Below are 8,019 nucleotides of genomic sequence, written 5' to 3' on the forward strand. Positions count from 1 at the left end.
CGCGGTCCCGAACGTCCGCACTCCGACGGATGGCCATCCGTCGGAGTGCGCATCGATCATCAGACAATCAACGCAAAATGAACATGCAAGGGGGCCGCGCGGCACACCGCCAGCCACCTACCGCATGGCCAATCCGCTTACGATCCAGCTATCACGCCGCCTTGGCGACGTGATATTCCTTGATGGCGACCATCTTGATCGCCGGGAAGCGTTCGGATTCGTAGCGCAGCGAGAAGCTGTCCTGCGCCAGGAAGACCGGGTCGCCGTCGAGGTCGCGGGCGATGTCGCCGCGCTTGACGTTCACGAACTTGTCGAGCTCGGCCGGCTGGTCGGAAGATATCCAGCGGCAGACGGAGAAGCGCGACATTTCGAACGAGACCGGCAGCGTGTATTCGGCCGACAGGCGCTCCTTCAAGACATCGAGCTGCAGCGCGCCGACGACGCCAACGATAGCCGGCGAACCATCTTCCGGTGAGAAGAGCTGCACGACGCCCTCTTCGGCCATCTGCTGCAGGGCTTCCTTGAGCTTCTTTGCCTTCATCGCGTCTTCCAGGCGCACGCGGCGCAGGATTTCGGGCGAGAAGTTCGGCACGCCCTGGAACACCAGCGCCTCGCCTTCGGTCAGCGTGTCGCCGATACGAAGCGTCCCGTGGTTCGGGATGCCGACGACGTCGCCGGCAAAGGCGGTATCGGCCAGCTGGCGCTGCGAGGCGAAGAAGAACTGCGGCGCCGTCAGGCCGAGCTGCTTGCCGGTGCGGGCGAGACGCGCCTTCATGCCGCGCTCCAGCTTGCCGGAGCAGATGCGGGCAAAGGCGATGCGGTCGCGGTGGTTGGGGTCCATGTTGGCCTGGATCTTGAAGACGAAGGCCGTCATCTTGTCTTCGGCGGCGTGGACGGTCCTGACATCGGCGACCTGGTCGCGCGGCGGCGGCGCGAAGTCGCCGAGCGCGTTGATGAGATCGCGGACACCGAAATTGCGCAGCGCCGAGCCGAAGAAAACAGGCGTCAGGTGGCCTTCGAGGAAGGCCTTGCGGTCGAACGGGCGGCAGGCCTCGATCGCCAGTTCCGTCTCGTCGACGAAGGCCGAGCGCTCGTTTTCCGGCAGTCGGTCGGCGACGGCCTGCGGGCCGTTGACCTTGGTGGGGGTCACTTCGGTGTCGGAGCCGCGCACAGTGTTGTCAGCCAGGTGATAGGAGCCGCAGAAGGTCTTGGAGCGGCCGATCGGCCAGGTGACCGGAGCGGTATCAAGCGCCAGCTTCTCCTCGACCTCGTCCAGGATCTCGAAGGGATCGCGGCTTTCGCGGTCCATCTTGTTGATGAAGGTGATGATCGGGATGTCGCGCATGCGGCAGACTTCGAAGAGCTTCAGCGTTCTGGGCTCGATGCCCTTTGCGGCGTCGATAACCATGACGGCGGCGTCCACCGCCGTCAGCGTGCGGTAGGTGTCGTCGGCGAAGTCTTCGTGACCGGGCGTATCGAGAATATTGAAGACATTGCCTTCATATTCGAAGGTCATCACCGAGGTGACGACCGAGATGCCGCGCTCGCGCTCGATCTTCATCCAGTCCGACCGGGTCTGGATGCGATCCTTCTTGGCCTTGACTTCGCCGGCGAGCTGAATGGCGCCACCGAACAGCAGCAGCTTTTCGGTCAGCGTCGTCTTGCCCGCGTCCGGGTGGGCGATGATAGCGAATGTGCGGCGGCGGGAAACCGCCTCGGCGAGACTTTCGGCCATGATATTCAATCCTTCGAGTTGCCGCGTATCTAACGACTCCGTGGATAACTTTCAATTCGTGTTTGACCGCGGCGACACCGACTTGGCTAATGGAAGCATGAATATTCACGCCAATGCCCGACCGACCCTCAATCTCCTGCGCCTTCCCCATGGCCAGGACATCGAGCTGCCCGCCTATGAAACCAAAGGTGCCGCCGGCATGGACCTGCGCGCCGCCGTCGACGATGGCGCGCCGATGGTGCTTGAATCAGGCAAGCGCGCGCTGGTGCCGACGGGGCTGATCTTCGAGATCCCCGAGGGCTTCGAGGGGCAGATCCGCCCGCGCTCCGGCCTCGCCTTCAAGAACGGCATCACCTGCCTGAACACACCCGGCACGATCGACAGCGATTATCGCGGCGAGGTGAAGGTGCTTCTGGTCAATCTCGGCGACGAGCCGTTCGAGATCACCCGCGGCATGCGCATCGCCCAGATGGTGATCGCGCCGGTGACGCAGGCGCGCGTCGCCGAGATCAGCGAGACGAGCACCACGGCGCGCGGCGCCGGCGGCTTCGGCTCCACGGGCGTGTGATGGAAAAGGCGACGGACAGCACGGGCCTCACCTTCCGCCAGGACTATTTCGCTGACGACAAGGCGTGGTCGGCGCTGGTCTCGCTGCTCTCCGACACGTTCGGCATCGATCTCGACCCGCTGAGGCGCCTGGGCGGCGCCGATCCCACCAGCATGCCCTTCGGCTGGTTCGACGGGAGCGGGCTTCTTGTCGCCAACATCTCCGCCTTCGCCATGCCTGTCGTCATCAACGGCCGCCGGATCAACGCCGCCGGCCTGCAATCGGGCGCCGTGCGGCCGCCCTGGCGCGGACGCGGGCTCTATCGCGACCTGACCCGCAAGGCGCTCGACTGGTGCGAGGCCCAGGGTTTCGAGGCGATCGTGCTCTATACAGACAAGCCCGCGCTCTACACGCCCTACGGCTTTCGCGCGCTGCCGATGCATCTTCACGCCGGCCTGGCACCGGGTCCGGCGATGGCGGCCATGCCGGCGCGGACGCTCAACCCGTGGAAGCCAGAGGATCTCGCGCTGCTCCTGCGGGCGCTGGCGTCGCGCACGCCGGTGTCGGATGCGCTGGCGGTGTGCGGGAGTTCCGCGATGTTTCTCATCAACACCCAGTTCGATCCCGATGTGCGGCTGAGCTGGCTCGAGGACCGGCAGGCGGTGATCGCCTGGAAAGTGGGGGATAACAACACCTTCGTGCTGTCGGATATCATCGCCGAGACCATCCCGCCGCTCGACGCCATTCTCGGCGGCCTCGGCATCGCTCCGCTGGCGGTCGAGGTTCTGTTTTCGCCGGACAAGCTCGGCTGGCAGGGCGAGGCGCGGCCGATCGACGGCGGCACGCAGTTCATGATCCGGGCCGGTGCCGACATCAGCCTTGACCGGCCGGCGATGCTCTCGCCGATGGCGGATTTCTAGCCGGACCGCGGCACCGGCACGGCGATCGCGGTGGACGCCCCTACATCGGCGCGTCCAACCGCCGACCCGCGCGATGCGGCGATTACTTCGCCTTGCGGGTGATCTCGAAGAGGAACCAGTGGCGACGCTCGGCTTCGTCGATCCAGTTTTCGAGAAGGCTTGTCGTGGCGACGTCGTTGTGCTCGGAGCAGACGTCGTGGGTCTCGCGCATCAGCGAGATCAGCTGGCGGTTATCGTCGCGCAGTTCGGCCAGCATGTCCTCCGGCGTGACGTAATCGGCGTCGTTATCGGCCAGGCGCTGCAGCCGGCCGATGTGGCCGATCGAGCGCAGCGTCGTGCCGCCGATCTTGCGGGCGCGCTCGGCGATATCGTCGGTGATGGCGAAGATCTGGTCGGCATGCTCGTCAAGCAGCAGGTGATAGTCGCGAAAATGCGGGCCGGACATGTGCCAGTGGAAATTCTTGGTCTTGAGATAAAGCGCGAAGGTATCGGCCAGAAGCGCCGCCAGCGCGCCGGAGATATCCTGGATTGCGTTGCTCTTCAGATCGGTCGGGGTTGCGAGGGCGGCGGTCTTGCGCTTCTCGACGGGTGTCGACATCAGGTGTTCTCCTTCGCCAGATCGGCGTGATACGGGTGCCGGAACAGGTGTGCGTCCCCCGATGATGCCGGCTCCGGCTGCGGCCAGGCATCCGCCCACCAGCCGAGATCTAGAACCGCGACCCACGGCGTCAATAGCGGGCGGTGGTGACAGAATGTCCGCGTCGTTCATCCGCCCGAGGCGGCAACCGGCGCGTTGTTGAAACGGCCCCGCAAGAGGCGTAGAACACAGCCGATTGGGAGATCCACATGTCGTTCACCGCACTCTTCGCCTATGCCGCGGCACTGTTCATCGCCGCCGCCATTCCAGGCCCCGGCATTACCGCGATCGTGGCCCGCGCGCTGGGATCGAACTTCCGCGAGACCTTCTTCATGGGGCTCGGGCTGGTGCTCGGCGACATGACCTATCTGACCGCCGTGATCCTCGGCCTTGCCTTCGTGGCGCAGACCTTCACCGAGGTGTTCATCGTCATCAAGATCCTGGGCGCGCTCTATCTCGGCTATATCGCCTACAAGCTGTGGACCGCCGGCCTGCTGCCGCAGGACATCGCCGCCAAGCGATCGAGCAATATCGGCATGAGCTTTCTCTCGGGCCTGCTGGTGACGCTCGGCAACCCGAAGACGATGCTGTTCTATGTGGCGCTGGTGCCGACGCTGATCAGCATAGACAGCGTCGGGATGCGCGAATACGGCCTGCTTCTGCTCACCACCTTCGTCGTGCTGCTGGTGGTGCTGATCCCCTACATGCTGCTTGCGTCACGAGCGCGCACGCTTTTGAAACAGCCGCGCGCGCTGCAGGCACTGAACCGGGTGGCGGCCAGCATTCTGGCGGGCACCGCCGCCTTCATCGCCACCCGCGCGGCCTGAAAAAATCATTCGGCAAGACGTGGTTCGCAAAGGGTTTTTTCTCTGAACCACCGACATGGCGGGTGAAGCTACTCTGGTCGAGCGGCGGCTTAGACCCTATTCTCAAAGGATATTTCATCAAGGGAGCCTTATCATGTCGAAGAAACCGGGCCGCGGCCGCATCTACTCCTCGATCACGGACACGATCGGCGACACCCCGATCGTTCGACTGGACAAGCTCGCCAAGGAAAAGGGCGTGAAGGCCAACCTTCTGGCCAAGCTGGAATTCTTCAACCCGATCGCCTCGGTCAAGGACCGCATCGGCGTGGCGATGATCGAATCCTTGGAAGCGCAGGGCAAGATTTCGCCCGGCAAGACGACGCTGGTCGAACCGACCTCCGGCAACACCGGCATCGCGCTGGCATTCGCCGCCGCCGCCAAGGGCTACAAGCTGATCCTCACCATGCCCGAGACCATGTCGGTCGAGCGCCGCAAGATGCTGGCGCTGCTCGGCGCAGAGCTGGTGCTGACCGAGGGCGCGAAGGGCATGAAGGGCGCGATCGCCAAGGCCGAGGAACTGGCCGCGACACTGCCGGACGCGATCATCCCGCAGCAGTTCGAAAACCCCGCCAACCCCGAGATCCATCGCAAGACGACGGCCGAGGAGATCTGGAACGACACCGATGGCACCGTCGATATCCTGGTATCGGGCATCGGCACCGGCGGCACGATCACCGGCGCCGGCCAGGTGCTGAAGTCGAAGAAGCCGGAGATCAAGGTGATCGCCGTCGAGCCGGAGGAATCACCGGTGCTGTCGGGCGGCGTGCCGGGACCGCACAAGATCCAGGGCATCGGCGCCGGCTTCGCGCCCGCGATCCTCGACACCCATATCTATGACGAGGTCGTCACCATCAACAGCGCCACCGCGCTGGAAACCGCCCGCCACGTCGCCCGCCTCGAAGGCGTGCCCGTCGGCATCTCCTCGGGTGCGGCATTGGCGGCTGCGATCAAGATCGGCTCCCGCGAGGAAAACGCCGGAAAGACCATCGTGGTGATCATCCCGTCGTTTGCCGAACGCTACCTCTCGACGGCGCTGTTCGAAGGCCTCGGCGGCTGAGGATTGGCTTAGCTCGACGTCAGGGAGGGCGCTTCGGCGCCCTTAGACCGCTCGGGATGCGCCGGGAAACCGGCCCGGAGCGCCCTTGCTTCAGAGGTGGTCAGCACGCGGGCCTACAAAGGCTCCCTCACCCCTGTGCCGGTCACAGGGGTCCAGCGCGATCAAGTCCTTGATCGCAAAAAGCCTCTCTTCGCCGCGCGGACGCGCGCCGGCTGGATTCCCGCCACAAGGGCGAGAATGAGGGCGGAGAATGGCGCGGCGCTCAAAGACCCGCAGATCAAGCCTCTCTGTCTCCCGCCAGCCTTACCCCTGCCCCTTCACGCCACCGCCGTCAGCCGCTCGCCCGCCATGCGGTAGGAGATCGCCTCGGCCAAATGGATGCGGCCGACCATCTCCTGGTCGTCGAGATCGGCCAGCGTGCGCGCGACCTTGAGGACGCGGTGGTAGCCGCGGGCGGAGAACTTCATCTTTTCGGCGGCGTCGCGCAGCAATTGCAGGCCGGATGCATCGGGGGCCGCGTAGGTCTCGATCATCGCGGTGGAGCAGCGGGCGTTGGTGCCGATTTCGCCGAGGCCGGCGGCGCGGAAACGGTCTCGCTGCAGGTCACGGGCGCGGGCGACGCGGCGGGCGACATCGGCGCTCCTTTCGGCCGGCGCCGGACGGATCAGGTCGAAGGCGGAAACCGCGGGCACGTCGATCCTGATATCGATGCGGTCCATCAACGGGCCGGAGATGCGGGCCTGGTAGTCGGCCATGCAGCGCGGGCCGCGAGCGCAGCTATGACCGGGCTCGCCCGCCATGCCGCAGCGGCAGGGGTTCATCGCCGCCACCAGCTGGATGGTGGCGGGATAGCTAACACGATGATTGGCGCGGGCGATGATGCACTCGCCGGTTTCCAGCGGCTGGCGTAGCGCATCGAGCGCCTGCGGCGAGAATTCGGGAAACTCGTCGAGAAAGAGCACCCCATGATGGGCAAGCGACGCCTCGCCCGGGCGGGCGCGATATCCGCCGCCGACAAGGGCGGCCATGGTGGCGGAATGATGCGGGGTGCGAAACGGCCGGCGGTCGGAGAGTTTGCCGCCCGAGAGCTGGCCGGCGATCGAGTGGATCATCGACACCTCCAGCAATTCGGCGGCCGAAAGCGGCGGCAGGATCGACGGCAGGCGAGCGGCGAGCATCGACTTGCCGGAACCGGGCGGACCGACCATCAGGAGATTATGGCCGCCGGCGGCCGCCACCTCGAGCGCCCGCTTGGCGCTTTCCTGGCCCTTGATATCGGCGAGATCGGGAAGATTGGCGGCGGTGGCGCGGATCGACGGCTCGGGGCGCGAGAGCACCTGGGTGCCGCGAAAATGGTTGGCGAGCGCAATCAGGCTGCGCGGCGCCAGGATATCGAGCCCGGCACCGGCCCAGGCGGCCTCGGGGCCGCTCTCGGCCGGGCAGATCAGGCCCTTGCCCATGGCATTGGCGCCGATCGCGGCCGGCAGCGCGCCGGTGACGGCGGCGATCGTACCATCGAGATTGAGTTCGCCGATGACGACATAGCCGGCGAGCGCATCGGCCGGAATGGCACCGAGCGCCGCCATCAGTCCGAGCGCGATGGGCAAATCGAAGTGACTGCCCTCCTTCGGAAGATCGGCGGGCGCGAGATTGACGGTGACGCGTTTGGCGGGGAGCGCCAGGCCGGAGGCATGCAGCGCCGCATGCACCCGCTCGCGGCTTTCGGCCACCGCCTTGTCGGGCAGGCCGACGATCTGGGTGATCAGCTTGCCGGGCGCGACCATGACCTGGACCTCGACCGGAACCCCTTCTATGCCCTGGAATGCAACCGTGCTGACGCGTGCCACCATGCCCAACCCCTCGGCCCAGATCCCCTGTGGCGCAACCCCTTGCACCTGAAACAGCGACCCATCATGGTCGCGGATTGCAATCTGGCATAGAAATTGGAATGAAACAAGAACAATAAATGAACAATTGCGCGCCAGCGCTGTGGCGCGGTTGCAGCGGGTTGCATCGGTGGAACAAAGGTGGGGAGAAGGAGGATCGCGGGGTGTTTTTGGCGCCCGGGCGATGAGGCCCGGGCGATGTGGGGAGCCCGTGGTTGCGCGGGCCATCCATGCACTTCGAACTCGTTGCGGCGTGCATGGATGCTCGGGACGGGCCCACTACTGTCCGGTTTAAATCTCTGGACAGGTTGCATGACATTGATTCTATTCGGTTTCAGACGTTTCGCGGCGTTCTGGACACGCATTGGAGA

The 8,019-nt window shown here is 65.3% G+C and carries 7 protein-coding genes; 4 read left to right on the forward strand and 3 right to left on the reverse strand.

Features of this window, described 5'->3' with window-relative positions:
- Positions 1-151: 151 nt before the first annotated feature.
- On the reverse strand, positions 152-1,735 hold the full coding sequence (locus GGQ67_RS24755; RefSeq protein ID WP_183902763.1) for a peptide chain release factor 3: 1,584 nt from the start codon (positions 1,733-1,735) through the stop codon (positions 152-154).
- A 97-nt stretch (positions 1,736-1,832) separates the two neighbouring features.
- Here GGQ67_RS24755 and dut point away from each other — a divergent pair, with 97 nt between their 5' ends.
- Together dut and GGQ67_RS24765 are read left to right on the forward strand one after the other, a co-directional pair.
- Positions 1,833-2,303, forward strand: coding sequence for a dUTP diphosphatase (dut, locus tag GGQ67_RS24760; protein WP_183902764.1), 471 nt, complete (start codon positions 1,833-1,835; stop codon positions 2,301-2,303).
- On the forward strand, positions 2,303-3,202 hold the full coding sequence (locus tag GGQ67_RS24765) for a GNAT family N-acetyltransferase (RefSeq protein WP_183902765.1): 900 nt from the start codon (positions 2,303-2,305) through the stop codon (positions 3,200-3,202). Before dut ends, GGQ67_RS24765 begins: the two co-directional genes overlap by 1 nt.
- An 82-nt stretch (positions 3,203-3,284) precedes the next feature.
- Here the strand turns inward: GGQ67_RS24765 and GGQ67_RS24770 are convergent, their stop codons facing one another.
- A complete protein-coding gene (locus GGQ67_RS24770) occupies positions 3,285-3,800 on the reverse strand; it encodes a Dps family protein (RefSeq protein WP_183902766.1) in 516 nt (171 codons plus the stop codon).
- Between the two features lie 248 nt (positions 3,801-4,048).
- Here GGQ67_RS24770 and GGQ67_RS24775 point away from each other — a divergent pair, with 248 nt between their 5' ends.
- Together GGQ67_RS24775 and cysK are read left to right on the forward strand one after the other, a co-directional pair.
- Positions 4,049-4,666: a LysE family translocator gene (locus GGQ67_RS24775; protein ID WP_183902767.1), complete on the forward strand. Its 618-nt coding sequence runs from the start codon at positions 4,049-4,051 to the stop codon at positions 4,664-4,666.
- A gap of 133 nt (positions 4,667-4,799) precedes the next feature.
- On the forward strand, positions 4,800-5,762 hold the full coding sequence (cysK, locus tag GGQ67_RS24780; protein ID WP_183902768.1) for a cysteine synthase A: 963 nt from the start codon (positions 4,800-4,802) through the stop codon (positions 5,760-5,762).
- 317 nt (positions 5,763-6,079) lie between these two features.
- Here cysK and GGQ67_RS24785 read toward each other — a convergent pair whose 3' ends face one another.
- Positions 6,080-7,612 (reverse strand): YifB family Mg chelatase-like AAA ATPase, encoded by a 1,533-nt coding sequence (locus tag GGQ67_RS24785; RefSeq protein ID WP_183902769.1) that lies wholly within the window; start codon positions 7,610-7,612, stop codon positions 6,080-6,082.
- Between the last annotated feature and the right edge of the window lie 407 nt (positions 7,613-8,019).

The sequence above is a fragment of the Rhizobium metallidurans genome, from assembly GCF_014196505.1.
Taxonomy (GTDB): Bacteria; Pseudomonadota; Alphaproteobacteria; order Rhizobiales; family Rhizobiaceae; genus Rhizobium; species Rhizobium metallidurans.

Bases quoted from the DNA above. Each gene is read 5' to 3' on its own strand.
- GGQ67_RS24770 (WP_183902766.1), bottom strand. From the start codon at position 3,800: ATGTCGACACCCGTCGAGAAGCGCAAGACCGCCGCCCTCGCAACCCCG.
- GGQ67_RS24785 (WP_183902769.1), bottom strand. From the start codon at position 7,612: ATGGTGGCACGCGTCAGCACGGTTGCATTCCAGGGCATAGAAGGGGTT.
- dut (WP_183902764.1), top strand. From the start codon at position 1,833: ATGAATATTCACGCCAATGCCCGACCGACCCTCAATCTCCTGCGCCTT.
- cysK (WP_183902768.1), top strand. From the start codon at position 4,800: ATGTCGAAGAAACCGGGCCGCGGCCGCATCTACTCCTCGATCACGGAC.
- GGQ67_RS24755 (WP_183902763.1), bottom strand. From the start codon at position 1,735: ATGGCCGAAAGTCTCGCCGAGGCGGTTTCCCGCCGCCGCACATTCGCT.
- GGQ67_RS24765 (WP_183902765.1), top strand. From the start codon at position 2,303: ATGGAAAAGGCGACGGACAGCACGGGCCTCACCTTCCGCCAGGACTAT.
- GGQ67_RS24775 (WP_183902767.1), top strand. From the start codon at position 4,049: ATGTCGTTCACCGCACTCTTCGCCTATGCCGCGGCACTGTTCATCGCC.